15 protein-coding genes and 3 pseudogenes are annotated in these 26,155 nt (G+C 70.1%); 7 read left to right on the top strand and 11 right to left on the bottom strand.

Annotated features, from left to right (window positions below):
• Window positions 1-4: 4 nt before the first annotated feature.
• Window positions 5-1,588 carry a S8 family serine peptidase gene (locus tag ACILRH_RS07735; protein ID WP_395692130.1) on the bottom strand — a complete coding sequence of 528 codons (1,584 nt, stop codon included), beginning with the start codon at window positions 1,586-1,588 and terminating at the stop codon, window positions 5-7.
• Window positions 1,555-4,035, bottom strand: a complete 2,481-nt coding sequence (locus ACILRH_RS07730) for a hypothetical protein (RefSeq protein ID WP_395692129.1) — start codon at window positions 4,033-4,035, stop codon at window positions 1,555-1,557. Before ACILRH_RS07730 ends, ACILRH_RS07735 begins: the two co-directional genes overlap by 34 nt.
• Window positions 4,036-4,195: 160 nt before the next feature.
• On the opposite strand from ACILRH_RS07730, the gene ACILRH_RS07725 reads away from it, so the two are divergent.
• Entirely contained in the window at window positions 4,196-9,262 is a 5,067-nt protein-coding gene (locus ACILRH_RS07725; RefSeq protein WP_395692127.1) for a fibronectin type III domain-containing protein, read from the top strand.
• 4 nt (window positions 9,263-9,266) lie between these two features.
• Here ACILRH_RS07725 and ACILRH_RS07720 read toward each other — a convergent pair whose 3' ends face one another.
• Together ACILRH_RS07720 and ACILRH_RS07715 are read right to left on the bottom strand one after the other, a co-directional pair.
• Entirely contained in the window at window positions 9,267-10,526 is a 1,260-nt protein-coding gene (locus ACILRH_RS07720) for a lipase family protein (protein WP_395692125.1), read from the bottom strand.
• A gap of 247 nt (window positions 10,527-10,773) precedes the next feature.
• On the bottom strand, window positions 10,774-12,306 hold the full coding sequence (locus ACILRH_RS07715) for a M1 family metallopeptidase (RefSeq protein WP_395692124.1): 1,533 nt from the start codon (window positions 12,304-12,306) through the stop codon (window positions 10,774-10,776).
• Window positions 12,307-12,932: 626 nt separating this feature from the next.
• On the opposite strand from ACILRH_RS07715, the gene ACILRH_RS07710 reads away from it, so the two are divergent.
• From ACILRH_RS07710 to ACILRH_RS07700, 3 genes are all read left to right on the top strand, one after another.
• A complete protein-coding gene (locus tag ACILRH_RS07710; RefSeq protein ID WP_395692122.1) occupies window positions 12,933-14,912 on the top strand; it encodes a cutinase family protein in 1,980 nt (659 codons plus the stop codon).
• Between the two features lie 1,159 nt (window positions 14,913-16,071).
• Window positions 16,072-16,575, top strand: coding sequence for a hypothetical protein (locus tag ACILRH_RS07705; RefSeq protein WP_395692121.1), 504 nt, complete (start codon window positions 16,072-16,074; stop codon window positions 16,573-16,575).
• A gap of 20 nt (window positions 16,576-16,595) precedes the next feature.
• Window positions 16,596-16,877, top strand: a complete 282-nt coding sequence (locus tag ACILRH_RS07700) for a DUF2442 domain-containing protein (protein WP_395692119.1) — start codon at window positions 16,596-16,598, stop codon at window positions 16,875-16,877.
• Window positions 16,878-16,909: 32 nt separating this feature from the next.
• Here the strand turns inward: ACILRH_RS07700 and ACILRH_RS07695 are convergent.
• The 5 genes and pseudogenes from ACILRH_RS07695 to ACILRH_RS07675 all read right to left on the bottom strand — a co-directional run.
• Window positions 16,910-17,149: pseudogene (locus ACILRH_RS07695) on the bottom strand (HIRAN domain-containing protein); the annotation flags it as partial.
• A gap of 28 nt (window positions 17,150-17,177) precedes the next feature.
• Window positions 17,178-17,405: pseudogene (locus tag ACILRH_RS07690) on the bottom strand (integrase core domain-containing protein); the annotation flags it as partial.
• A 7-nt stretch (window positions 17,406-17,412) separates the two neighbouring features.
• Window positions 17,413-18,105, bottom strand: a complete 693-nt coding sequence (locus ACILRH_RS07685; RefSeq protein ID WP_395692117.1) for a transposase — start codon at window positions 18,103-18,105, stop codon at window positions 17,413-17,415.
• Entirely contained in the window at window positions 18,102-18,521 is a 420-nt protein-coding gene (locus ACILRH_RS07680) for a transposase (protein WP_395692115.1), read from the bottom strand. The genes ACILRH_RS07685 and ACILRH_RS07680 overlap by 4 nt, the downstream gene beginning before the upstream one ends.
• Window positions 18,522-18,756: 235 nt before the next feature.
• A pseudogene (locus tag ACILRH_RS07675) lies at window positions 18,757-19,806 on the bottom strand (IS3 family transposase); the annotation flags it as partial.
• Between ACILRH_RS07675 and ACILRH_RS07670 the strand changes: the two are divergent.
• Both ACILRH_RS07670 and ACILRH_RS07665 read left to right on the top strand, forming a co-directional pair.
• Entirely contained in the window at window positions 19,805-20,242 is a 438-nt protein-coding gene (locus ACILRH_RS07670; protein WP_395692113.1) for a hypothetical protein, read from the top strand. The pseudogene ACILRH_RS07675 and the gene ACILRH_RS07670 overlap by 2 nt on opposite strands.
• Window positions 20,239-20,928: a hypothetical protein gene (locus ACILRH_RS07665; protein ID WP_395692111.1), complete on the top strand. Its 690-nt coding sequence runs from the start codon at window positions 20,239-20,241 to the stop codon at window positions 20,926-20,928. The genes ACILRH_RS07670 and ACILRH_RS07665 overlap by 4 nt, the downstream gene beginning before the upstream one ends.
• A gap of 169 nt (window positions 20,929-21,097) precedes the next feature.
• On the opposite strand, the gene ACILRH_RS07660 is transcribed toward ACILRH_RS07665, so the two are convergent.
• Both ACILRH_RS07660 and nrdR read right to left on the bottom strand, forming a co-directional pair.
• Window positions 21,098-24,022, bottom strand: coding sequence for a vitamin B12-dependent ribonucleotide reductase (locus ACILRH_RS07660; protein WP_395692110.1), 2,925 nt, complete (start codon window positions 24,020-24,022; stop codon window positions 21,098-21,100).
• 174 nt (window positions 24,023-24,196) lie between these two features.
• Window positions 24,197-24,670, bottom strand: a complete 474-nt coding sequence (gene nrdR / locus ACILRH_RS07655; protein ID WP_395692108.1) for a transcriptional regulator NrdR — start codon at window positions 24,668-24,670, stop codon at window positions 24,197-24,199.
• A 532-nt stretch (window positions 24,671-25,202) separates the two neighbouring features.
• Here nrdR and ACILRH_RS07650 point away from each other — a divergent pair.
• On the top strand, window positions 25,203-25,985 hold the full coding sequence (locus ACILRH_RS07650) for a SigB/SigF/SigG family RNA polymerase sigma factor (RefSeq protein ID WP_395692106.1): 783 nt from the start codon (window positions 25,203-25,205) through the stop codon (window positions 25,983-25,985).
• Window positions 25,986-26,155 lie beyond the last annotated feature (170 nt).

Below are 26,155 nucleotides of genomic sequence, written 5' to 3'. Positions count from 1 at the left end.
GCCATCATGGTCGACCGCCGGAGCTCCGCGCGGCCCGGGACAGCGCTGGGCCGCGCTGGTCGAGAGAGGCGCCCGAGAGGTGCTCGTAGAGCGCGTGCGCATCGATCCAGCCCCAGCCCGAGGCGCGGTCGTAGCCGCGACGCGCCTGGCAGCAGTCGTTGCCGAACAGCGCGTTGCTCCCGGTCACGACGTCGTGGACCACCCCGCGGCCGAGCGTCGGCAGCAGCGGCCGCAGCGACCCGAGCCGCTCGTCGAGCCCGCTGTCGAGGAGCGCCACGACGGCCGCCGCCCCGGGCGCCGAGGCGCTGGTGCCGCCGACGTCCTGCCAGCTGCAGCCGCCGTCGTCGCAGACCGGCTCGGTGCCGAACTCGGCCGGGTCGGCGAGGAAGGAGACGTCGGGCAGCGCCCGGCCAGGGTAGAGGTCGCTGGTCCCGCCGCCGCCGGCGTACGGCGGCTCGTGCCAGACCGCTTCGTCGCTGATCCGCCCGGCGTCGAACGTGGCGGTGGTGCCGCCGACGGCCACCACCGACGGCGACGAGGCCGGGAAGAGCGCGACCGGCTTCTCGCTCGCGGGGTAGCACCCCGCGACACCGTGGTCGCCCGCGGAGGCCAGGGTGGTGGTGCCCCTGGCTGCCAGCACCGTCAGCAGCCACTCGTCGACCGACGCCTCGGCGGCAGACATGTCGTCCTCGCAGGTGGTGACGCTGGTGCTGAGCACGTCGGGGTCGCGGACGAGGGCCTGCGCCAGCGCGAAGGTCATCGGCTGGTAGTCGTCGAACCGGAGCACCTCGACCTCGGCGCCGGGCGCGATGGTGGAGGCGACGATCGCGTCCATGGTGACCTCGAGGCCGGTGCCCACCTCGGGTGCGCCCGCGACGGTCGTCGTGCGCACGCGGGCGTGGGGGTAGCCGTAGCACCGGCTGAAGACCGTGACGCTGCGCGGGTCGAGCTGCTGGGTCGCGAGGAGCATCAGGTGGGTTCCCGCCCCGTCGATCCCCTGCCGGCGCAGCGCGGTCACGCCGTAGTGCTCGGCGATGCCGGATCCGTCCGCCGCGCCTCGGCGAGCCTCCGCGCAGCCGGTCGTGTCGGACGGGCTCGCCGTCGGTGTGGCGGTCCCGGGCCGTACGGTGCCCGCCAGGCCGACGACCTCGCGCACCGTGCCCCGCAGTGCCGCCGGCACCGCGAGGGGCTCGGTCGGTACGGCGACGACCGCGCCGTCCGCGCCCTGCTCGAGGTGCAGCTCGGCGCCGAGGGTCTCCTCGGCAGTCCTCGCGCTGACCTCTGCGACCAGCACCCCGCCTCCGGGCACCGGGGTGGCCGTGATCCCCAGTCGGCGGAGGGCCGCCCGGGCTGCGGCCGGGTCTCCGCCGTACCGCCGCTGGACCTGGGCGGGGGTCAGCCGCTCACGCCGCGCGACCGCAGCCGCGAGCCCGGCGTCGTCGCGCGGGAGCCCGAAGGCCACGGCAAGCCGGGCGTCACCGGGCACGCCGGCGGGCCGGTCGTCGTCACGTGAGGTCGTGCATCCCGCAGCGGCGACCAGCGCGAGCAGCCCGCTCAGCGCGAGGACTGCAGGCCTCGACCTTGGCATGTGAAGCGCTTCCCACCGTCCTGATCGGGCCGGACGCAGTCCCACGTCCACGAGATGAACCCGAAGGCGAGCGGCGACGACTTCGGCGCCTTCAGCGCGGCCGGCACGTTGGGGGCCGCCTGGACCGCCGCCCGGACGCCCTGGGCGACGCCGCCGATGACCTTCATGCCGATGCCGATCGATCCCGGGAGGGCCGAGGCCAGGCCGTTCCAGACGAGGAAGACGTCCGCGATCCACGAGCTGGTCGACGGCGGGGCGGGCGTGACGACCTGATGGTTGCCGAAGCTTCCGCCACCGCCGCCGGCACTGGCGTCGGGGTAACCGTCGGACTGGCCACCGTTGCCACCACCGCCGCCGCCGACGCCGCCACCGCCGCCGCCGCCACCGCTGCCGGCGGACGTGTCGAGGTAGCCGCTGCCACCGAGGCCCTGCTTGCCACTCGTGTAGGGGCCCTGGCCCTCGGCGCCACCGAAGTCACCGTGCAGCAGGCGGCCACCGCCGTAGCCGCCGGTGCCGCCGTAGCCGTTCTGCCCGTTGGTGCCGCCCTGGTCTCCGCTGCCGCCGTCCTGGTGCTCCGACCCACCGCCGCCGCCCGCGCCGCCACCGTTGAGTCCGTGGGAGCCTTGGGCGTTCTGGGTGTCGTCCCCGACGACGCCACCGGCTCCCCCGGCCGCGTCGGCGGCTGCGCCGCCGCCACCACCGGCGACAGCGACCGCGCTTCCCTCGCTCAGGTCCGGCGCACCCAGCTTGCTGGTGACGACGACCGCCGACGACCCGCCACCGCCACCTCCGTAGTTCGCGGTCTTCGACCATGTGCCGGGACACCCGACCTGGGGCGCATAGATCTTGTCGGGATCCAGACTGACCACACCCCCGCCACCGACGTAGCCGCCCGAGCCGCCCGGGGTCAGGGTGCCCTGGTCGTCGATGGCGCCGCCGCCGGCGGCACCGATCACGTAGAAGCCGGCACTCGTGGCGCCCGTGGGGAGCACGTACCGCCACGTGGTGGCGCCGCTGTTCGACCCGCCGATGGTGCAGGTCGCGAAGACCGCGCGGCAGCTCGCCGTGCAGTCGGCGCCACCGAGCACGTCGGGCCGCCACTGGATGGCGACGAACCCGTCCTGGTCCAGACCCTGCGACTGGGTCGGATCGCCGCCCCAGGAGACGCTGCCACCGCCGCCTCCGCCACCGGAGTCGCAGCCGTTGCACTTGTGGTTGGCGTCGGGGACGTCGGTCGAACCGGCACCGCCGCCGCCGTACCCGCCACCGCCGCCGCCACCCGGCCAGGCGCCGTAGCCACCCTGCCCGCCGGGGTTGAACCCGACCCCACCGGGTCCGCCGCCGTAGGCGGCACCGCCGGTGCCGTCGAGCCCGTTGCCGCCCTTGGCGGCGCCCGAGCCACCGGTCCCGGACCCGTCGTGGTTGCCGCCGCGGCCCACCTGGTCCTGGGGGTGGCCGGGGTCGGAGTGCCCGTCACCGGAGGCGTAGGAGCCCTTGCCGCCACCGAGCTGACCGTCCCCTCCGAAGGCGTCGCGAGCAGCGCCGCCACCCCCACCTGCGACCACCAGGATCGGGTGGCCCTGGGCGTCGGCCAGGCCTGCCTTCTGCGCGGTCGCGCTGGCCTGCTGGTAACGCTGGTCGTCGGTCGACACCTTGTCGGCGACCGTCGGGTCGGTCACGCCGATCCAGAGCACCGCGGTGCTCCCGCCGCCCGCTCCGGCGCTCCGGTCGCCGCTGCTGTTCGGCGTGCCGACCGTGACCGGCTTGCAGCCGACCACCACCTGCAGGACGTCGCCAGGCGCCAGGAGGCCGTTGTCCGCGTTGAGGGCGTCGGGCCAGGGCTTGGTGTAGTCGCGGCCGTCGAACTCCGCGAAGCCGCCGAAGCCACCCAGCGCGCTGAACGGCTTCTTGGAGCTGTCCGCCGTGTTGCCGCCCGAGGCCCCCCACGCCTGGACGACCACCGTGTCGGCACCGGGCGGCACCACCCAGAGCTGCGGGTCCGGCTTCTTCTCGCACGCGATGGACGACTTGTCGCTGCCCGTGGAGGGACCGAAGACCCGGATGCGGTTCGAGCCGAAGGAGCACTCGTCCGCGCCGTTGACGGGGTCCGCCGTGAGGTTCTGCTTCATCAGCGGGCTCTGCTGCAGCGCCGCGTAGTTCTTGTCCCCGCAGTGGAGGGGCTGCATCGTGTCGGCCAGGCGGGGCGAGCAGTCCATCGAGGCGATGGCCTTGTCGGTGCACACGACGGGGTCCTTGACCCCGTCGGCCGCGTCGTCGGTGGCCGCGACGCCGGCCGAGGCCACCTGGCCCTCCGCGCCGGCGGCAGAGGTGGACGGGGACGGCGTGGGAGCCGACGTATCGCTGCCCCCGCTGCTGCAGCCGGCGAGGACGGCAGCAAGGACGGTCAGGACGACGAGCGCGCGCGAGAGAACCCCGGGTGTGGCCACTCACCACAGGATGGGAGCCCGGCCACGCACCTCGCGGCAGAGCCGGCCAGACGAGGGCAGCGGTCTAGTCCCTCGGTCTGGACCGCTGCGCTGGACCACCGACGGCCGACGTCCGCTCCGTTCGGCAGCGGCAGCCCGCGATGTCACCTAGCCTCTACCGGTGGGGTCTCTTGGGGGGCGGCGCCTCGCGCCGTTGATGGTCGTCGCTGCGCTCGCTGTCGGCACGCTGGCGCTCGCCACGCCCTCGGCACAAGCTGCGCAGCCACCCCGCCCCGACCCTCGTGCCACGGTCACGGCAGCCCGTCCCCAGCCCCTGCTCGACGCCCCCACCCACGGCCCCGAGGCGATCCGCGACCTCGGGGACGACCTCCCCACGGCGGCCGAGCGAAGCGACCTCTCCCCTGCCGAGCTGCGCAGCCTGCTCCGTCAGGACCACACCGCGTGGGTCGACCGGCAGGGCGCGGTGGCGTTCATCGACCCGGGTGCCGACACCGCCGGGCGGCGGGCGGCGCGAGCGACACCGCAGCCCGCGATCTCCCTCGCCGACACCTTCCGGCTGCACAGCGACCCCAGCGCGAACCTCACGATCCTGCTCGACTTCGACGGGGCGAACGTCTCCGGGACGGCGTGGAACAGCTCGTACGGTGTGACGCCCAGCGCCCAGCCGGCGTGGGACCCGGCCGGCAACGGCCCCGACTTCACCGACACCGAGAAGCTGATGGTCCAGCAGGTCTGGGCCATGGTCGCCGAGGACTACGTGCCCTTCGACGTGGACGTGACCACCGAGGACGAGGGCGCGGACCAAATGGTGCGCACCTCGGACGCCGACCCGACGTGCGGCACCCGGGTGCTGATCACACCGAGCGACGACGCGTTCGCCAAGATCTGCAACCGCGGGTGCGGAGGGGTCGCCTACCTCAGCGTCTTCGACGAGCTGGGGTCGACCCACGAGCCCGCGTGGGTCTTCCCGCAAGGGTTGGGCAACGACGCCAAGAACGTCGCGGAGGCCTCCAGCCACGAGGCCGGCCACAACCTCGGGCTGCAGCACGACGGCACGTCGCAGGTGGGCTACTACGGGGGCCAGGGCGTGTGGGCCCCGATCATGGGCGTCGGCTACGACCGCCCGCTCGTGCAGTGGAGCGCCGGCTTCTACCCCGACGCCAACAACCCGCAGGACGACCTGGCGCAGATCGCGTCGTACCTCCCCCGGCAGGCCGACGAGGCCTCCGGGTCTCCCGACTCCCCGTCCGTCCTCCCCACGGACAGCGCGGTGATCGGCACGCGCAACGACGTGGACACCTACCTGCTCGGCAGCTGTACGCCGGGCAGCTCGGTCGACGTGCTGCCTGCGGCGACGTCCCCCGACCTCGACGTGCGTGCCTCGCTCGTCGACGGCGACGGCACCGAGCGCGTGGTGTCGCAGCCGGCGTCGACCTTCGACAGCCGGACCACCGCCGGGGGTCTCGGCGCGTCCCTCACCGTGCCGGCGAGCGGCGACCACTGGGTCGTCACCGTCGACGGCACCGGTGAGGGCTCCTGGTCGGCCGGCGGGTACGACGACTACGGGAGCCTCGGCCGCTACACGATCAGCGCACCCGGGTGCGACGGCCAGCTGGTGGACGGAGTGCCGAGCCAGCCGCGGGACGTCGCCGCCACCGTTGGAGGCGAGACGAGCCTGACCCTCACCTGGTCCGAGCCCGAGACCCCCGGCAACGGTCCGGTCACCGGCTACCGCGTGACCCGCTCGGGCTCGGCCACCGCCGTCACATTGCCGGCCGACGCCCGAAGCCACACCTTCACGGGCCTGACCGGCGGGACGACGTACCAGCTGTCGGTGCGCGCCGTGAACGCAACCGGTGCCGGCCCCTTCGTGACCACATCCGGCACGACCGACCCGCCGGTGACCACGCCCCCGAGCGCGCCACGAGACGTGACCGGGTCGTACGCCACGAGCACGGGCAAGATCTCCGCCTACTGGTCGGAGCCGGCGAGCACCGGAACGAGCCCGATCACCGGGTATGTGGTCTACCTGGACGGCGCCTACCTCGGGCAGCTCGCGGCGACCTCGCGAGGTGCCGACATCACGAGCGCGACGTACTTCGCCGAGGGCGACCACACAGTAGGGATCGCTGCGGTCAGTGCGGCCGGCGCCTCGCCGATGGCCGAGGTGACCGTCGCGGTGCCGCATCCGGCGGCGCCGGAAGCGCCTCGCTTCGTCTTCGGCTCGTGGAGCCGGATCACCGGCAAGATCCAAGTCTCGTGGACCACTCCGGCCACCAACGGCACGACCCCGATCACCGGCTACGGGATCTACCTCGACGGGTCCTACCTCGGTCAGCTCCCGGCCACGTCCCGCAGCGCCGAGATCAGCAGACCGGGTGGTTTCTCGGACGGGGACTACGTCGTCGGGGTCGCCGCCGTGAACGCCGTGGGGTCGTCGACCGCCGCGCAGGTGACGGTCACCGTCGCGCACCCTGTCGCACCCAGCGCTCCGCGGGACGTGACGGGCCGCTACGACTGGACGACCGGCTACCTGCACGCGGTGTGGAACGAACCGTCGAGCAGCGGCACCAGCCCGATCACCGCGTACTCGATCTACCTCGACAATGTCTACCTCGGCCAGGTCGCGGGCACCGCCCGCAGCGTCGACATCACCAAGCCAGGAGGCTTCGCCGACGGGCAGTACGTCGTCGGGATCGCTGCCTCGAGCGCGGACGGTCTCTCGCCGATGGCGAGCGTGACGATCACCAAAGCGCCCGAGGCACCGAGTGCGCCGACGGGCGTGACGGCGTCACGCGAGGACGGGGCAGCGACCGTCTCCTGGAACGCTGCGGCTCCGAACGGATCCTCGGTCACCGGCTACACCGTCACCGCCTCTCCGGGCGGAGCCACGGCGACCGTTTCCGGCGGCCAGACGTCGGCCCGGGTCACCGGCCTCACCAACGGCACCGCGTACACCTTCTCCGTCACCGCCACCAACAGAGTCGGCACCTCGACCGCAAGTGCGGCAACGGACCCGGTCGTCCCGGCCGGGGTACCGGCGCGCCCGGACCAGCCGACGGCGACCCGGGGCAACCAGTCCGCTGCGGTCACGTGGGCCAAACCGTCCGGCAACGGGAGCCCGGTGACCGGCTACACCGTGACTGCCTCCCCCGGCGGCGCCACCAAGACCGTGACCGGCGCCGACACGCTCTCGACCACGATGACCGGCCTCACCAACGGCACCGCCTACACCTTCACCGTCAGCGCCACCAACGCGATCGGTGATTCCGATCCGTCGGCGCCCTCCGACCCGGTCACCCCGGCAGGGCCACCAGCGGCTCCGGCGAAGCCGAGCGCCAGCAGGGGTGATGGGTCAGCCACCGTCACCTGGGCCAAGCCGTCGGCCAACGGCTCGCCGGTCACCGGCTACACCGTCACCGCCTACCCCGGCGGCGCCACCAAGACCATCGCCGGCGCCGACACCCTCTCGACCACCATCACCGGCCTGACCAACGGCACCGCCTACACCTTCACCGTCAGCGCCACCAACGTCATCGGCGACTCGGCGGCCTCCAGCGCCTCTGACGCCGTCACCCCGGCCGGAGTCCCAGTTGCTCCCGACAAGCCGATCGCCACCCGCGGCAACCAGGCCGCCACCATCACCTGGACCAAGCCCTCCGGCAACGGCGCCCCCGTCACGGCCTACACCGTCACAGCCACCCCTGGCGGCGCCACCAAGACCGTCACCGGCGCCGACACCCTCTCCACCACCATCACGGGACTGACCAACGGCACCGCCTACACCTTCACCGTCGTCGCCACCAACGCCGTCGGCGACTCCGACCCGTCCGCCCCCTCTGACGAGGTCACCCCCGCCGGCGCCCCGCTCCCGGTCGCCAAGCCGACCGCCGTGCGCGGCGACCAGCAGGCCACCGTGTCCTGGATCAAGCCCTCTGGGAACGGATCGCCCGTGACCGGCTACACCGTCACCGCCTCTCCCGGTGGCGCCACCAAGACCGTCACCGGCGCCGACACCCTCTCGACAACCGTCACGGGACTGACCAACGGCACCGCCTACACCTTCACCGTCACCGCCACCAACGCCGTCGGCGACTCGGCCGCCTCCAGCGCATCCGACGCCGTCACCCCCGCCGGCGTTCCGGCGACACCAGCCAAACCCCGCGCCGTCCGCGGCAACCAGGCCGCCACCATCACCTGGACCAAGCCCTCCGGCAACGGCGCCCCGGTCACCGGCTACACCGTCACCGCCTTACCCGGCGGCGCCACCAAGACCATCACCGATCCCGACACGACCACGACCCTCATCAGTGGTCTCACCAACGGCACCGCCTACACCTTCACCGTCACCGCTTCCAACGTCATCGGCAGCTCCTCCTCCAGCGACCCGTCGGACCCGGTCACGCCCGCCGGCGTCCCGGATCCGCCGGATCAGCCGGCTGTCGTCCGGGGCGACCACCAGGCCACCGTGTCGTGGGAGAAACCATCCGGCAATTCAGCTCCGGTCACCGGATACACCGTCACCGCCTCACCCGGCGGCGCCACCAAGACCGTCACCGATCCCGACACGATTTCGACTGTCATGACTGGCCTCACCAACGGCACCGCCTACACGTTCACGGTGGTGGCAACGAACGCTGTTGGGGACTCCCTGCCTTCGACTGCGTCCAATCCTGTGACCCCGGCCGGCGTCCCCGCCACGCCCACCAAGCCCACGGCGGTTCGTGGCAACAAGCAGGCCGTGGTGTCGTGGACGGCGCCGTCCGCCAATGGCTCACCGATCACCGACTACACGGTGACGGCGAGCCCCGGCGGCAAGAGCATCACCGTCAGCGGTGACCTGACGAGTGCCACGGTCACGGGCCTCACCAACGGCACCAGCTACACCTTCACCGTCACCGCCACCAACGAGGTCGGCACGTCGACGGCCAGTCCACCGAGTGCCCCGGTCACTCCCGCCGGCGTCCCGGCCCGCGTCGCGAAGCCGACGGTCACGGTGCAGAAGGGCACCGTCACGGTTGCCTGGAAGGCACCAGCGCCGAACGGCGCGCCCATCACCCGCTACGTCCTCGACCTCAGCCGGGGCGCGGACCGCACGGTCTCCGGGTCCGTCACGCGCGCGACCCTCCGGGGACTGCCGCGCGGGTCCTACCGGCTGCAGGTGATCGCCGTGAACGCCGTCGGTCGGGCCACACCGAGCCCGGCTGTGACCTGGCGGATCCGCTAGCGCCTCAGCCCGAGCAGGTGCTCGGCGCCGGCACCCCCGCGAACCGCGATGCGAGCCACGGCATCGCGCTGGTCAGGAACGCCACGCCGGTGTTGCTGTGGTCGAGCCCGTTCATCTCCTGGAACGAGACGGGGACGCCCTGGCGGCAGTACTGCGCCGCGAGCCGGCGCTGGTCGGCGGCGATCATCACGCCGTCGCCGGTGCCGTCGGAGTTGCCGGCCATCATGTAGATCGGCGCGCTCGGGTGGCCCGGCACGGTGCCCATCACCAGCCGGTCGAGGAGCCTGCGGAAGACCGGCACATGCAGGAGGTCGGCGTACCGCGGCTTCATCAGGCGCTTGATGGTGAGGTTCGGGAACTCGCCGGAGAACTCACCGATGCACTGGTGGGAGATCGTGCGCACGACCTTGCGGCCCCAGGTCGAGAGATAGGGCTTGAGGTCGAGCCCGACGGCGCGGCTGATGCCGATCATCGCGGCGGGCATCACGTCGGACCACTCGGGCGTGCCGTCGACGTAGGGCAGGTTGTGCCTCAGGTCCACCGGCACGCCACCCATGGCGGTGCCGACCAGGTTCAGCCAGGGGGTGTGTCGCGGCTGCAGCTCGCTGGCCCAGTCCGCGGCGATCGAGCCGCCGGAGTAGCCCATCATCGCCACCGGGACCTTGCGGCCGAGCTTCAGCGCCCGGATCGTCGCGGTGATCCCGTCGAGCGCGCTGGTGCCGGACTCGGGACCGGCGACGTAGTCGAGCCGCTGGTTCTCGAAGTCGGGCACGGTCACGATGTAGCCCTGCGCGTGCAGTGCCTGCACCGTCCCCTGCTCGAGGTCGGTGAGCTTCTGGTTGGGCTTGCCGGGGTTGCCGCCGCGCAGCGTGTACGACGGGTTGCACTTGCTCGACAGCGCGTCGTAGAAGCTCAGGTACGCCGCCAGCCGCGGCGCCGCCGTGCCGGTCACCGGCTCGATCACGGTCGTCACCGTCACCACCGGTCGCCCGCGCCAGTCGCTGGTGCGGTAGAGGATCTGCTCGGCCGGGAGCGGTGTCTGCTGGGTGTCGAGCCCGACCGTCACCTGCCGCGTCTTCAGCGGCGTCCCCGGCGCGATCTTCCGCAGCGGCTTGGCGCCGGTGTAGCGGTAGAACGGGTCCTTGCTCGGCCGCACCAGTGTGCTCGAGGTGTCCGCGCCCTCCGCCGGCGCGACGGCCGGCGCGAGCGTGGCGGCCGACGCCACCACGGTCGTCAGCAGGACGAGGACTGTCTTCGGGCTCATGCGTGCTCAACGAGGCGGCATCGGACCGGTTACCACGCCGGCGCCGCCGGACTTGGCCCGCCGAGCAAGGCTGGATCGATGACTCCCGCAACCTGGACCATCTTCGTCATCGCGATCATCATCGTCGCCGCCATCGCGCTCCGCGCGTTCCGCTCACGCGACTAGCGCGGCCCGGCGGGGCCCACGCAAGGCTTCACCAGGGGCGCCGGGCCTGGACCCGGCGCCCCTGGTGGTCAGGAGCCGGAGGTCACTGCCGCTCGAGCGAGCCCAGCACGCGGTGGGTCAGCTGGATCTGCTGCCACGACGCCGGCGCGTGGGCCCGGGCGTACGACGTCGAGCGCGGCGTGAAGTCCGGCGGGAAGCCGTTCTCCTCCGTCGGCGCCGGGCGCTGGCCGGTGTAGAGCCACGCGTCGAAGAACGAGCCGAGGTCCTCGCCGGACACCCGCTCCGCGAGCCGGATGAACTGCGGGACCGCGCCGTTGCCGTAACGGTGCTTGGCCGCCCAGGTGCGCATCACGGTGAAGAACGCCGGGTCGCCGATGCGGGTGCGCAGCGCCTGCAGCGCCATCGCCCCACGGTCGTAGACCGCGCCGTTGAACTCGTTGTGCGCGCCCGGGTCCCCGATCGTCACGGACCAGAACCCGGTGTTGTCGCGGTAGTGGTCCCAGTACTCCTGGAACAGCTGGGCACCGGTCCCCTCGCCGTGCTTCTCCGACCAGAGCCACTCGGCGAACGACGCGAAGCCCTCGTTGAGCCAGATATCGCGCCAGTTGCGCACCGACACCGAGTCGCCGTACCACTGGTGGGCGTTCTCGTGGACGACCACGTAGATGTTCGGGCCGTTGCGCCAGAAGCCGCGGGTGTAGACGGGTCGGGTCTGGTTCTCCAGCGCGAACCCGAAGTCGGCCGCCGGGGCGACGCCGCCGATGGCGTCGAACGGGTAGGGACCGAACTGCTGCGACTCGAAGTCGATGACCTCCGGGGTGCGGGCGAGGTCGGCGGCGGCGTACTCGCCCTCACTGCCACCGTTCGACGCGACAGCCGTGACGACGGGCAGCCCGTCGTCGGTGACCGACGAGGTGATGTCGAACTGGCCGACCACGAAGAACGCCAGGTACGGCGCCATCGGCTTCGCCTCGCGCCAGTGCCAGGTCCGCATGCCCCGCTTGACGGTGTTGGAGACCAGGACCCCGTTGCCGAGCGCCTCGAGGTCCTTGGCGACCGTGACGCTGACGTCGTAGGTCGCCTTGTCGCGCGGGTGGTCGTTGGCGGGGTACCACCAGGCCGCGATCTCCGGCTCCCCGACGGCGGCGACGCCGTCGGGCGTGCGGATCCACGGCCTGATGCCGTCGGAGATGATCGTGGACGGGACGCCGGCGTAGGTCACGTCGACCGTCATCGCCTTGCCCGCCCGGATCGCCTTGCGCGGCCTCACGACCAGCTCGTGCTCACCTTGGGTGAACGACGCCCGCTGCCCGTCGACGCGCACCGTCGCGACCGGAAGCACGAAGTCGAGGTCGAACCTCGACAGCGCCTGGGTCGAGTGCGCCCGGATCCGCGTGTGGCCGACCAGCCGGTCGCTCGCCGGATCGTAGGCGACGTGGATGGAGTAGTGGTCGACGTCGTAGCCGCCGTTGCCGTAGTCGGCATAGTAGGGGTCGCCGATCCCCGGCGACCCCGGCGTGCCGCCGGGCGGTGCCGCCTGGGCGACCCCGAGTGGTAGCAGCAGGGCCGCGCCGACAGCCAGGGCGGTCCGACGCACGCGTGCAGGTAGTGCCATGTGTGTTCCTCCCGAGAACGGGGTCACGCCGTCGTGACCCTGCTCCCACACAACCACGACCAGCCGACAGCGTCGAGACGATTGAACGCGTACCGCGCGGGTACCGCCGATGCCCAGACCATGCACTTCCAGGCCGCGACCGTCGCCGTGCAGTCGTCACGGGCGGGCCCGGCAGCACAACGTCATGCGTTCGGAGCAAGCCCTTGCTCCGAACGCATGACGTCATGACGGTGTTGCTGATGTCAGCTGTCGTCGGTCATCCAATGACCATCCAACGGCCAACCGGACATTGGGCGGGCAGCGCCTCGACGGGCGGCAGCCTGGTCAACCGAGTCCGTTGCATGGGGAGATGGTAGCCACCACAGCCTCGGACGCTCGCCGACACGACGGATTGTGACACCTGAGGCAGATGGGGTGAGGTGAGGTCGCCGACACCAGGGTCTCCACTCGTGGTCGTGGCTCGGTGCGCCTGCAATAGCCCTCTCCCGGCGACCGGCTCGACCGAAAGGCAGCGGTCCCTGCTGCACGGCCATACGATCGACCGCAGCCGCAGCCGCATGTCCTCGGAGGTCGCACAAGTGTCTGCCCGCTCAGCTACTCGTTTCGGCCGCGGAGCGTGGGTGCCGTTGGTCGCAGCGACCCTCGTCTTGGCAGCGATGCCGGCGGTCACCCTGGCCCCACTGGCGACGGCTGCGGCGCCGTCCGCCGCGGTGCGCTTCGCAGGTGCCGTGAAAGGCTCGGGGCAGGCGGGCGTTGACCGGGCGCCTGCCCGGGTGCAGCGCGGTGGTCTCGACCTCGACGCGCCATGTGCGAACGTCACCATCCTCGGAGCTCGCGGGTCGGGAGAGCCGGACACTGACGGTGACGGATTCGGAACCCGTATCCGGGCCGTGGTGACCGCGATCGAGAACGACGTTCACCGCTACGACGCTCGCCGCATCAACGAAGCCCCGCTGTTGCTTGCCGACTATCCCGCGCTGTCGGTGTCAGACATCAGGCCGCGAAGCCTCCTGGACATCTTCGACAATCCGTACTTCAAGGGCCTCGCGGCCGGTGTCCGGTCCGGGCTGGCGTATCTGAGGCAGCGGGCGAAGGTGTGCCCGTACGAGCGGTTCGTCTTGACCGGCTACTCCCAGGGCGCGATGGTCATGCACCGGATCCTGTACGCGCTGCGGGGTTCTACTGATGCGGCCCTGCTGTCACGCATCGACGCGGCAATGCTGCTCGCAGACGGCGACCGTCAACGCAACGGAAACACTCACTTGGAGGGAACCCCTCCAGCCGGTCAGGGGGGCGTCGGCATCGCCGCGTTCTTCCGTCAGCACGACCGCTTCCCAAACAAGATCCGGGCGAAGGTCTACGACTTGTGCCACAAGGGTGACCTGGTCTGCGATTTCAACATCAACGCAGCCGACATTGCAGGCATGCTCTCGCGGCCGACGAGGACATTGGCGATCCGGACCATCAAAGCCAAACTCGCAGCGGGCGCCAAGATCCATACCGGCTCCAAGTACATCCGCGGTCAGAGCCTGACCAACGAAGCCGAGGACGTAGCCCTCGACATTCGTATGGCGCCGTACCCGAAGGAGGGGGTCACACTGACCGGCGCGCCGGGCGTCACCAAGTCGCTGCAACTTCGGGCCGCCGTCGACCGGAACCGGGGCCTGCAGTGGCGGCCCGCTCCTGGTTCCGACCTTCCGCCCGGGTTCACGCTGACCAGCGGCGGGCTGCTGAGCGGTACCGTCGCCGCGGCAGGATCCGGCGTGGCACAGCTGCAGGTGCGCGCCACCGGGTTCTACCGGGACCCGTCCAACTGGATCCCAATGTCGGTCGCCTGGAACTTCACCGCCTGCGCCACCCCTGCACCTGCGCTCCCCCAGACGCTTCAGCCGTCGCCGGACGGCCAGTTCGTGAGCAGGCGCCAGACGGCGTCAACCATCACCGTCTCGCTGAACCGCGGGTCGGCGGTCGATGACGACGAAGTACAACTAGTCGGCATCCGCGTCAAAGATGAAGGCGGCAACCCGGTCGCAGGGTTCGTGCCCGTCGTCACGACCGCCTTCACCTCTACTGGCGGAACGAACACCTCCACCGTCACGCTGTCGCCGACCGACTCCTTCGGTGGCGTTCAGTTCACCCTGAACCCTCCGGCGAAGGTCACCGGGCTGATGAAGGTCACCGTCACCGAACAAGGCCATCCCAACGGACTCTCCGGGTCAACGTTCTTCAAGAGCGGCCCCGCGGCGACCGTATGGCAGTCACCGACCGTGTCGCTGCTCGCCGGGTCGACGGCGACGGTGTCCGGAACGCTGACGCTCTCCGACGGCACGTTCCTGCCGAGCAGGGAAGTCGACTTGCAATTCGCGCCCACCGGGGACGCGAAACTCGCCCCGCTCGCGAATCAGCCAGCGGGAACCGTCAGCGTCACCGACCACAGCGCAGTCGTCCGCACCGGCCCGACCGGCACCTTCAACATCGCCGTTCAAGATCCGCCCAACCCCGGCGGTGAAGAGCTCGACGACCTGCTCACCGTCACCGCACCAGGACTAGGAGCCGACACGACCTCCACAACAAGCCTGAACTGGTGCGCAACGTTGACGCCATGACCTGCGGAGTCTGCTCGGAGTGTCTTCGTTCTTCTGAGGACACTCGCTTCTGGACGGGGCACTCCCCGTTCCAGTCGGGACACTCGCCTTCCCAGCCCGGTTCCAGCGAGGACACTCCCGACGGCAGGTGTTCCAGCCGAGACACTCCGGGGCGCGCCCAGCCTCGTCGCGGGCGGAGCCGCTCGCTCACCGCGGCTGCGATCCCGGCTGTGCGATGGGCCCCGGGTTAGGCGCCGGGTGAGTCCGGGCCGGCTTGTCGGAGAAGGCGGGTGGCGGTTTTGGCCCCGCAACCGAGTTCGCGGCGGACGCGGTTCGGGGTGGCACCGGCCGCTCGGCGGGCGTCGAGGTACACGTCGAGGCCGTCGAAGCCGAGTCGGCGAGCTTGCTGTTCCCACCGGTCCCGAGCTTCGGCCGGGCGACGTGCCCGGTCTGCGGCAAGCGCTGGTGCCGTGGCGTCTCGCGAGGCGGCGGTGCGACCTTGGGCGCGGCGGCTGCCGGCGGGTTGGGCGGCAGCGCCGAGCCGGTAGAGCTCGCCAGTCTTCGCCATGCGCTGCCCGACTGCCAGGCCTGTGCGGACGCCGTCGTTCGTTGCCCACCGCTGGCGGCCCTCGAGGCGGCGTTGCTCAGCGGTGGCGGGCGCAAGGAGCGACTGCTTGCGGTTGAGGCCGAACTGCTCCCGGTAGCCGGCCAGGTTAGGTCGTGGCGGCGGACGTGCTGGGCCGAGATGGCTGCGAGCGCGTCGCCGCAGACGTGGCAGATGACGAGGCGTCCATCGTCGACGGCCCGCATCGCGCCGTACGGCGCGTGCACCCAGGTGCCGTCGGCGAGCCGATCGAGGGGCACGTGCGGCTCGCGATCGCTCCCCGCGTTGCCCGCCCCGGATGGCCCACTGGACTGCACTTACCCAGCATGGAGGCGGGCGCCGACAACCGGTCGTGGTGCGTCCTGCAGGCGTAACCTCAAGCATGGCGCGAAGGAGCCGCGGACCTGTTGTGGTTCCTCAACGAAGGGGTGCGGGATGGCGGAGCGAGTTCGGACGGGTGTTGGCCGGGTCGCGGCACGAGGTCATTCCTTGGTCGGGGTGTCGTTGGTGGTCGTGGTGATGCTCGTGGTCGGTGTGCCGGCTGCAGGCAGCGCGCAGCCCGGGGACCGGGCGAGGGTGACGACGAGCATCGGGCCGGCTCTGGCGTTCGATGCGCCTATCGATGGGAAGGGCGGCATCGAGAACCCGGTGGCTTGGTGTTCGGACTCCTCTGACCCGCGGACCGTGTGGACGTTGACGAACGTCGGCACGGGCTGGTCGGCGACGTACCGGTGGAGGGGCACGCTGCCTGGTATGTACTTCCCTCGCGTTCCAGTGGGGGTGTACCGGTCCGAGACGACGGCGTGGTGCCATGGCGTGTCGAAGTCGCGGACGCAGCGGCTGTCGGTCGTGGAGAAGACCCTGGCTGGGACTGTCTCGCGGGCCGAGTGGCGTCGCATCCATCGGGGGATGACCCGCGACCAGGTGGCCCACGTTGTCGGTAACAACGGCCGGAGCCCGTCGCGGTGGGCGGGGAAGGTGTCGGTGATCTACGACATGATGCGTTTCTGGGCCTGGTCGACCGTCTCCTACCGCCACGGACGAGTGGTCGCGAAGTACTGGAACCCGGGGCACGACTAGTCGGGACGAACGCTGGTCGCGTGGGGAAGGATGAGGTGGCACAAGAGGCTGTGGATGTCGTTGCTGTCGAGCTTCTCGGCGGTCACCGCGTCCGGCTGACGTTCGATGACGGGCACGTTGTCGAACGCGACCTGTACCGGCTGCTGCGGGGTCCGGTCTTCGACCGCATCCGGAACGACCCAGTGGAGTTCGAGAAGGTCAGCGTCGACGTCGAGCTGGGCGTCCTGTGCTGGCCCAACGGCGCGGACATCGACGCCGAACTGCTGCGCTATGACGACCTGTGGCGCCAGCGTGAGTCGTAGAGCCAGCGCTATCTCATCGGGGGCGCACGAGGTCAGGCCTGCAGCATCGCGGTCAGGTCGTCGCGGCTGCCGAGAAGGATGACGGTGGACTGGTCGTCGTGCCCCGGGCTGGGTCCGCGGAGAACAACCGCAGCCATGTCTTCGCCGGCATCGATGCGGCGTGCGACGCCGGGCGCGCGACCGCGTTGAACGTAACCGAACTTCACCCGTGACCCTGGCGCGCATAGCGCGACGGCGTTCGGGTCGTGCCGGTTGTCGGGTTCGCGGAGGAGGTGAAGCGCCCCAGGTTCTCTGCCGCTCTTATACGGGTTGCGGCTCTCGGTTGAGGGCCGCGTAGTGGGCTTGCTCGTACTCGACTGGGGTCATCATCCCAAGCGAGCTGTGCAGGCGTCGATTGTTGTACCAGTCGACCCAGCCGGCGCTGGCGTACTCGACGTCGGCGATGGTCCGGTAGGGGCCGGCGTGGAAGATCGTGGTGCGGACGCACTCGGTCTTGAACAGGCCGATCACACACTCCATCAGCGCGTTGACGCCCCTATAGGTCAAGACTCCGTTGGGACGCATCCACCTGCCGGGCGCGGTGGTCGGTCATCACGGCTTGGTAGACCTCGCGGGCGAGGTAGCGCTTCAAGCAGCGGATGACGTCGCGTTTCGACAACCCCTCGGCGGTGCGTCGGGCGACGTAGTCGATCGTCGGCTGGTGGAACCGCATCCTGACGATCACGGCTCGGTAGAGGGCGGCGTTCGCTTCGCGGTGGCCAGCTCGTGAAAGTCGGTGCCGGTTCGTCATGCCTGATGAGGCTGGGACCGGGCTGGTGCCGCAGAGCTTGGCGAAGGCAGCTTCGGAATGGACACGTTCTGGGTTGTCGCCGAAGACGATGAGCACCTCGGCTGCGGTGTCAGCGCCGATGCCCAGCCCCTCCCGCAGTGTCGGTGCGTGGGCGCGGGTGAGGTCGTCGAGGATCGTGTCGTGATCGCGGATCTCGGCGGCTAGCGCTTGGTAGCGCTTCGCGAGCGTTCGCAGCGCGTGCTTCGCGCTCGCAGTGGGTGAGGTAACCGCACCCGGACGCAATGAAGCGCAGCGATCGATGAGCACCTTGTCGGACGTCCCGGCGAGGTGCTCGCGCAGGTCCGCAGGGGCGGTGACGATGAGCGCCTTGAGCGTGACAATCGCACTGGTCCTTGCCTTGCGTGCGGTGTCCCGGGCGATCTTGATCTGCCGGATCATCTCAGCGGTCCCGTCGGCTGACTTCGGGATCGCCTGGCAATACCGAGCACCGCCCGCGCGGCCGCCTCGGCGTCGAGGGTGTCGCTCTTGCCGTTGCTGCGGCGACTGCGCCGGTCACCACGGTTGACCTCGATGACGCGGTGCCCGGCGCGGCGCAGGAAGCTGGCCAGGCCGACGCCATAGCTGCCGGTGCCCTCGACGCCGTAGGCGAGCACTCGACCGTTACCGGCCAACGAGGCTGCCCAGGCCTCGAGTTGCGCGTAGCCCTCGCGGTTCGCAGCGACATGCTGCGCAGCGATCCGTGCGCCGAGGTGATCCAAGGCGACCGCGACGTGCGCGTACTTGTGGGTGTCGACACCGATGATGATCTGCCGGCTGACTACCTGCTCGGTGGGTCCGACGGTCATGCTGGTCATGGCTGCCCTTCCTGGTCTGGCTGGGTGGTCGAAGCCAGCTGGTCGGGCGGGTAGGACAGGACTGTGATGAGGTCGGGTTTGGCGATCAGGCCCCTATTCGGTCACCGCCCTCCCGGCCAGCCGGTATGTGCGTTGATCGCCACCTGACCGGCGCCGACAGATCAACGCCAAGGCACCGCGGCCAGTCGTAAGCAAGGGTCAGACCCCGGCCAGGCAGCCCCCGATTCTGCTCACAGTCGTAGGCATCGGCCACGGTCCCGATCGAGGGCCGGATGCCGGCGTCGGCGAGGTGCTCGGTGAAGGTGACGGAGGTGTATTGCGAGCCCGCGTCGGCGTGACCAATGAGCTCGCCGCGGACCACGGGGCGGCCTTCGCGGGCGCGTTGCCACAGCGCCATCCGCAGCGGCACGTCGACCAGCTCGACGGCTTTGGTGGGTGCGACGTTCCAGGCGACGATCTTCTGGGCGTAGACGTCGAGGATGAACGCGACATAGACGAACCCGGCCCAGGTGCGGACGTAGGTGAAGTCCATGACCCACGTCCGGTTCGGTGCGGCCGCGGTGAAGTCGCGGTCCAATAGATCGCCGGCCCGGTTTCCGTCCTTGGCTGGGATCGTGGTCCGGATCCCCTGCGGCAGCGCCGGATCCCTGCAGGCCCAGAGATCTCATCGCCCTGTCCACGCTGCCGGGGAAGCCCGTGGCGTGGCGCGGCGAACGAGCGCGGTCATCTTCCGACGTCCGTAGAGGCCCTCGGGTGTCATCCGCCGCACGCCCTCAGGGTCGACCTTCCAGACCAGGTCGCGGACCTGGTTGACCACCACGGCGTCGCTGATGGTCCGAAGAGCGATGGCCTGGTTGGCTTGCGCCCACTCGCGGTAGGTCCGTGCGGCGACCCGGCAGCCCTGCTCGCGCAGGACCCGGCAGATCGACTCGACCGCGTGACCCTCGGCCCGTAGCTCGTCGATGAACGCGACGATCAGCGATTGCGGGGTCGAGCTCCCCGCGAAGAAAATCGAGGCCCGACGCAGGATCTCGTTGTCCTCCTCGAGCCGGCGGACCTTCGCCTTCAAGTCCTTGATCTCAGCCAGCTCCTGCGACGTCGCGCCCTGGCGCTGTCCACCGTCGATCTGGGCCTGGACCACCCACCGGCGCACGGTCTCCTTGCCCAGACCCTCACGGCGTGCAACGACCTCAGCGGCCGCGGTCACCGAGGAGTACTCCGGCAGATGCTCCAGCACCTGCCGCACGCACCGCTCCTTGACCTTCGGATCGATCTTCTTCGGCATGATTCGCATCCTTCCAACTCACAAGGATGCGGCGGGAAACCTGGGGCGCTTCATCATGACCGCCGACCACTACCGGCAACTCCGGGGCTTCATGGACCCGTGGCGTGCCGCCGCGACAGTTCTTCACGCCCATCACGTCAGCACAGAGGACACCCTCGCTCTCAAGGCCCTCGACGTGACCCCCGACGGCGACATCCCTCGACTCGGGCTGGCTCTCCTGCCCGAAGCGCGGACGCTCCTCGCCGCGCAGCGGTGGCATCAACTCATCACCCAGGACGCCGACCCACCGCTGTTCAAGGAGAAACCACACCCACTACGGGCAGGAATCCGAGCCATCACCCACCAGTTGGACCTACCCCTCGTCCCCTATTGGCGCACCCAGACCAACGACAAGGGCACCGGCAACATCGGTATCCGGATCGAGGAGTTTGCATGAAGATCCGCTTCGACCGGGACCTCATCACCGAACAGATGAATGCGCTCGGCCTATCCGAACGTGCCGTGATCAGTCGCACCGGAATCCCGAACTTCACATTTCGGCAGGCACGGCAGACCGGCCTACTCGAAGGAACCCTCACCCTTCGACAGGTCAGTGCCCTCGCGGATGTCCTAGCCCTCACGGTCCCCCAACTCCTCAGCGATGCTGAAGACGAAGAAGTCCCTACCGATCAACCACGGTCGGCACCCGATGATGCGGCGACCCTCATCCCGCTGCTCGTCCACCTGCCACGCATGGTTTCGGTTGCGCACCTGACACGCGCCCTGCAATGGCCGCGCCCGCGCGTCGCCTTCGCGCTCGACGCGATACCTCATGCGCTCCAAGCCACCGGGTTACGCCTCCACCATCGCGATGGGTTCATCAAGATCGTTGCCGTGAAGCCCACCGACAGGACGCTCAAACAGGCACTCGGACGGGTCCGGCAACTCGGCCTTGGGCTGAACAGCCTTGAAGCCAACGTGCTCTCGCGCATCCTCGACGGACACAACGTCCTCGACCGCATGCCAAGCAACGCAACCCGGGTCGCCGTCGGCTCTCTCAAGAACATGGGCTGCATCGTCCTCAACCAGCACACCGTCTTCGAGGCCACCGACGACCTGAGGCTCGCTCTACCGGACGTCTAAGCGGAAGAAATAGCCGAAGGGCCGGTCACTCCTTGGGAGTGACCGGCCCTTCGTCTTTCAAGCGTTCACGTTCGGTGCAGGAATCTCATGAGAATCAGCGGTGCAGAAGCCCCGTGATACTTGGTGCAGGAATCCATGAGATTCGGTGCAGGATTCGTGAGACTCGATATCAGCTGCAGCCGCTGGTGCTGCCGCAGCCCTCGCAGACGTAGCAGGAGCCGGCGGGGCGCATCTTGGTGCCGCAGGTGAAGCAGAGCGGGCTGTCGACGGCGTGGCCGGTGATCTGCTCCATCAGCTCGGCGCTGGTGTGGGCCGTCTTGGCGGGCTCGGCGGGGACCTCACGCTGGTCGGAGCCGTGGGAGTCGTGGGTGATGACCGGCTCGACCGCCGTCGCCTCCTCGACGATCTCGACGACCGGGGCGTCGATGAGCTCGGCGGCGGAGCCGGTCTCCTCGACGGGCTCGTAGGAGCCGGTCTCGAGGTAGCGCTGGCGCTCCTCGGCGGAGTAGATGCCGAGGCCGGCGCGCTTGTCGAAGGACAGGTAGTCCAGCGCCAGGCGGCGGAAGATGTAGTCCATGATCGACTGGCTCATCCGCACGTCGGGGTCGTCGGTGAGGCCGGCGGGCTCGAAGCGCAGGTTGGTGAACTTCGAGACGTAGGTCTCCAGCGGGACGCCGTACTGCAGGCCGATGCTGACCGCGATCGAGAACGCGTCCATCACGCCGGCCAGGGTCGAGCCCTGCTTGCCGAGCTTGAGGAAGATCTCGCCGAGCTCGCCGTCGTCGTGGGCGCCGGAGGTCATGTAGCCCTCGGCGCCACCGACGGTGAACGAGGTGGTCCGCGAGGTGCGCGACTTCGGCAGCCGCTTGCGGGTCGGGGCGTAGACGATCTTCTCCACGACCTTGGTCGGCTCGTCGGACTCCGCCGCAGCGACGGCCGCGTCGGCGGCGTCCTTCTTCGCCTTGCCGCCGCCGTCGGCGAGCGGCTGGCCGACCTTGCAGTTGTCGCGGTAGATCGCGGTGGCCTTGAGGCCGAGCTTCCACGACTGCAGGTAGACCTCCTCGATCTCCTCCACGGTCGCCGTCTCCGGCAGGTTGACCGTCTTGGAGATCGCGCCGGACAGGAACGGCTGGCAGGCCGCCATCATCCGCACGTGGCCCATCGGCTTGAGCGAGCGCTGGCCCATCGCGGTGTCGAAGACCTCGTAGTGCTCGGTCTTCAGGCCCGGCGCGTCGACGACGTGACCGTGCTCGGCGATGTAGGCGACGATCGCCTCGACCTGCTCCGGCTGGTAGCCCAGCTTCTTCAGCGCCCGCGGGATCGTCTGGTTGACGATCTGCATCGAGCCGCCGCCGACCAGCTTCTTGAACTTGACCAGCGAGAAGTCCGGCTCGATGCCGGTCGTGTCGCAGTCCATCATGAAGCCGATGGTGCCGGTGGGTGCGAGCACCGACGCCTGCGCGTTGCGGAACCCGTTGGTCGCACCCAGCGCAACCACGTCGGCCCACGCCTGGGTGGCCAGCTTGTGCACCTGGCTGTCGGCGATCGAGAGCGTGCGCACCGTGTCGTTGGCGGCCTGGTGCTTACGCATCACCCGCTGGTGCGCCTCGGCGTTGCGGGCGTAGCCGGCGTAGGGGCCGACGACCGCGGCGAGCTCGGCCGAGCGCTTGTAGGACTGGCCGGTCATCAGCGAGGTGATGGTCGCGGCCATCGCGCGGCCGCCGTCGGAGTCGTAGCCCAGGCCCATCGCCATCAGCAGCGCACCGAGGTTGGCGTAGCCGATGCCGAGCTGGCGGTAGTCGACGGTGGTCTTGCCGATCGCCTCGGTCGGGAAGTCGGCAAAGCAGATCGAGATGTCCATCGCGGTGATGATCAGCTCGACGGCCTGGGCGAACAGCGGGGCGTCGAAGGTGTCGTCGTCCTTGAGGAACTTCAGCAGGTTCAGCGACGCCAGGTTGCACGAGGAGTTGTCCAGCGACATGTACTCCGAGCACGGGTTGGACGCGGTGATCCGGCCGGTCTCGGGGTTGGTGTGCCAGTCGTTGATCGTGTCGTCGTACTGCAGGCCCGGGTCGGCGCACTCCCAGGCGGCCTGGGAGATCTTGCGGAACAGGTCGCGGGCGTCGACGCGCTCGATGACCTCGCCGGTCTTGCGGGCGCGCAGTCCGAAGTCGGTGCCGTCCTCGACCGCGCGCATGAACTCGTCGCTGACGCGCACGGAGTTGTTGGCGTTCTGGTACTGCACCGAGGTGATGTCGGCTCCACCGAGGTCCATGTCGAACCCGGCGTCGCGCAGCGCGCGGATCTTGTCCTCCTCGCGCGCCTTGGTCGCCACGAACTCCTCGATGTCGGGGTGGTCGACGTCGAGCACGACCATCTTCGCCGCGCGGCGGGTGGCGCCGCCGGACTTGATGGTGCCCGCGGACGCGTCGGCGCCGCGCATGAAGGAGACCGGGCCCGACGCGGTGCCGCCGGAGGAGAGGAGCTCCTTGGAGGAGCGGATGCGCGACAGGTTCAGGCCGGCACCCGAGCCGCCCTTGAAGATGAAGCCCTCCTCCTTGTACCAGTTCAGGATCGAGTCCATCGAGTCGTCGACGGAGAGGATGAAGCAGGCCGACACCTGCTGCGGCGACGGGGTGCCGACGTTGAACCAGACCGGGGAGTTGAACGAGAAGTACTGGTGCACCAGGAGCCAGGTGAGCTCGGCCTCGAACACCTCGGCGTCCGCGGTGGTGGCGAAGTAGCCGTGCTCGACGCCGGCCTTGGTGTAGGTCTTCACCACCCGGTCGACGATGTGCTTGAGGCTCCACTCGCGCTGGTCGGTGCCGACCGCGCCGCGGAAGTACTTGGTGGTGACGATGGTGGAGGCGTTGACCGACCAGAAGTCCGGGAACTCCACGCCGCGCTGCTCGAAGACCGTCTCACCGGTCTTCCAGTTGGTCTGCACGACGTCGCGGCGCTCCCACGTGAGCTCGTCGTAGGGGTGCACCCCCTCGGTGCTGAAGACGCGCTCGATCGTCAGCCCCGCCGGCTGACCGCTCTTCTGCTGGCCGGTCTGCTGGCCGGTGGCCCCACTGCTCACCGTCTCGGTCATCCCCTGGTCCCGTCTGTTGGAGGTTTGGTTGGTTCGGCCCTGCATCGATCATTGCTGTGACCACCGACAGTCCCGGAGGGACGCGTCATGGCCGGAGTCCTGGCTGGGAAGACGAGGAAGGTTGGTGCGCCCGGCGCGTGCAGCTTCCCCACTACACACGCCGGGCGGTCTGGGTCACCCGGTGGCGGGTGAAGTGGTGAGGTCCCGCTCGGCTCGCATCACGGCGATCTCGTCCTCGAAGTCGTCGGCCGACTCGAAGGAGCGGTACACCGAGGCGAAGCGGAGGTAGGCGACCTCGTCGAGCCGGCGCAGCGGGCCGAGGATCGCCAGGCCCACCTCGTGGGCCGGGATCTCGGCGGCGCCGTCGAGCCGCAGCTGGTCCTCGACCTCCTGGCCCAGGCAGGCCAGCTGGTCCTCGGTGACCGGGCGGCCCTTGCAGGCCTTGCGGACCCCGGAGATCGCCTTCTCCCGGACGAACGGCTCGGTCGCGCCGGAGCGCTTGAGCACGGTCAGCTGCATCATCTCGACGGTGGTGAACCGGCGCTCGCAGGCCGAGCAGGTACGCCGGCGGCGGATCGAGCCGCCGTCCTCGGAGACCCGGGAGTCCAGGACCCGGGTGTCGGTGTTGCGGCAGTACGGACAGTGCATCGCGGGCCCTCCTCCCTGGTCTCGCTCGTGGGTGCTGCTCGGTCGTTCTGGTGAGTGGTGCTGATGGATCTGCTGCGGTATCCGGGCACGGCGAAAAGACCCATCGGACGGGGTGCCGCGCTGTGGATATCGGGGGTGTCACTGTGGAGAACAAGCAGCTACCTGTGAGCCTTCCACCTCCGCGCTGTGCACTAGATGTGGATAACTACATGGTTGTAACTACTAGATGTAGGGGTGACCTTACGCCCGGTCACCAGGGGGCGCAAGCAGTGCGCGCCGAGTTTCTGACCGCCGGCGGTCGCCTGCGGCAAAGGCGCAGGTCAGCGGGCCGACGGGCCGAGAAATCGGTGCTCGCGGCCGGGTGTCGCAGGGCGTGTCGCCGGACCGGGGCCACGGGCGCGGCAGGGCAACGGGTCGCAGGTCGATCCGGGCAAAACCCACCCCATCGGGTGGTTTAACGCTGTACCAGGAACGGGAGGAACAGGACACCGGCCGGCGCGGCCGGGCACAACCGCAGAGAGAGGCTCCACCGTTGACCGCACGGCCCGTCCTCACCGAGACATCCGAGAGCCGCTCCGAGACCACCATGCGCCTGTTCGGCGAACGCGCCACCGCGACCGACGCCGAACGCCGCCAGATCGACGAGGACCTGGTCCGTCTCAACATGCCGCTCGCCCGTGACCTGGCCCGCCGCTTCCGCGGTCGCGGCATCGCCGACGACGACCTCGAGCAGGTCGCCTACGTCGGCCTGGTCAAGGCCGTGAAGGGGTTCGCCCTGGACCGCGGCCACGAGTTCGTCAGCTTCGCCGTCCCGACCATCCGGGGCGAGATCCGCCGCCACTTCCGCGACCTGGGCTGGACGATCCGCCCGCCGCGGTCGATCCAGGAGACCCAGGCCAAGATCGCGGGCTGCGAGAGTGAGCTCTACCAGCAGCTGGGCCGCGCCCCGCGCCCCAGCGAGATCGCCGCCCACCTGGGCATGGACGTCGAGCAGATCATCGACGCGCTCGGCGCCAACGGCTGCTTCGCCCCGGCGTCCCTGGACGCTCCGGGCTTCGGCGAGGACGACGACACCGTCGGCCAGCGCCTCGGCGGCGAGGACGCCGGCTTCGACCTGGCCGAGGCGCGGGCGATGCTCGCCCCGCTGCTGGCCCGGCTGTCGCGCCGGGAGCGGCTGATCGTGGAGATGCGGTTCTTCCGCGGCTGCACCCAGGCCGAGATCGGCAAGGAGATCGGCGTGAGCCAGATGCACGTCTCCCGGTTGATCACCCGGCTGGTCGCGCGGCTGCGCGAGGAGATCACGGTCGCGGCGTAGCGGTCTCGGGGGTTTCGAGACGGTTGCAGCGGGTGGATTCAACCGGTGAGTGCAGCGCCGGGCTTGTCGTGTTCGGACAGTAGCTGGTCGAGGGCTTCGGCGGGGGTGCGCCATCCGAGGCGTTTGCGGGGGCGGTTGTTCATCTCGATGGCGACTTGCTCGAGGTAGCC

It is taken from the genome of Nocardioides sp., from assembly GCF_044226765.1.
Taxonomy (GTDB): Bacteria; Actinomycetota; Actinomycetes; order Propionibacteriales; family Nocardioidaceae; genus Nocardioides.
This window is presented reverse-complemented; position numbering and strand designations above follow the sequence as displayed.

Coding starts and splice junctions, on each gene's coding strand:
- ACILRH_RS07735 (WP_395692130.1), bottom strand. CDS start 1,588: ATGCCAAGGTCGAGGCCTGCAGTCCTCGCGCTGAGCGGGCTGCTCGCG.
- ACILRH_RS07720 (WP_395692125.1), bottom strand. CDS start 10,526: ATGAGCCCGAAGACAGTCCTCGTCCTGCTGACGACCGTGGTGGCGTCG.
- ACILRH_RS07715 (WP_395692124.1), bottom strand. CDS start 12,306: ATGGCACTACCTGCACGCGTGCGTCGGACCGCCCTGGCTGTCGGCGCG.
- ACILRH_RS07685 (WP_395692117.1), bottom strand. CDS start 18,105: ATGATCCGGCAGATCAAGATCGCCCGGGACACCGCACGCAAGGCAAGG.
- ACILRH_RS07680 (WP_395692115.1), bottom strand. CDS start 18,521: ATGACCAGCATGACCGTCGGACCCACCGAGCAGGTAGTCAGCCGGCAG.
- ACILRH_RS07670 (WP_395692113.1), top strand. CDS start 19,805: ATGATTCGCATCCTTCCAACTCACAAGGATGCGGCGGGAAACCTGGGG.
- ACILRH_RS07665 (WP_395692111.1), top strand. CDS start 20,239: ATGAAGATCCGCTTCGACCGGGACCTCATCACCGAACAGATGAATGCG.
- ACILRH_RS07660 (WP_395692110.1), bottom strand. CDS start 24,022: ATGACCGAGACGGTGAGCAGTGGGGCCACCGGCCAGCAGACCGGCCAG.
- nrdR (WP_395692108.1), bottom strand. CDS start 24,670: ATGCACTGTCCGTACTGCCGCAACACCGACACCCGGGTCCTGGACTCC.